This is a genomic window from Virgibacillus sp. M23, assembly GCF_034190895.1.
Classification (GTDB): domain Bacteria; phylum Bacillota; class Bacilli; order Bacillales; family Amphibacillaceae; genus Virgibacillus; species Virgibacillus salarius.
The window spans coordinates 1-470 of record NZ_JAWDHA010000233.1; the positions used below are offsets into that span (position 1 = coordinate 1).

Consider the following 470-nt stretch of genomic DNA (forward strand, 5'->3'; position numbering starts at 1 on the left):
CACTTACTTCGATTTCCAGAAGCGACCCGCTGTTTGGCCCATAGACTGCAAGTCCATTTACAATGCCGACCTGCGGTTCAACACCGATTTTTTGCTCATGCTTCGGTGTAAGCTGACTAGAGTGGATGACCCATTCAATATCCTCAATGGTAATGTCTTTCCGATTCTCCGTAACAGCCATCCCCGCTGCGATTTGAATCATATTGACAGCTTCCCGTCCGTTCCTCGTATAGCTGGTCAGCAGATCGAGGCCTTCTTCAGAGATATTTTTTTCAATTTTATCCGCTGCTGTTTTGGCAACAGTTTTCAGTTCGTCCTTTTCAAGCTCGCGGAAAAAAACCTCCAAACAGCGGGACCTGATAGCTGGCGGAATTTCGTTTGGCATTCTCGTGGTTGCGCGAATCAGGCGAAAATCAGCCGGCAGCCCATTTTGAAAAATATCATGAATGTGATTCGGAATTTGTGTATTT

General features: G+C 46.2%; 1 pseudogene. It reads right to left on the reverse strand.

The annotated features are described in order from the left end of the window. Positions 1-470 (reverse strand): annotated as a pseudogene (locus RVS70_RS22260) (ATP-dependent protease LonB); the annotation flags it as partial.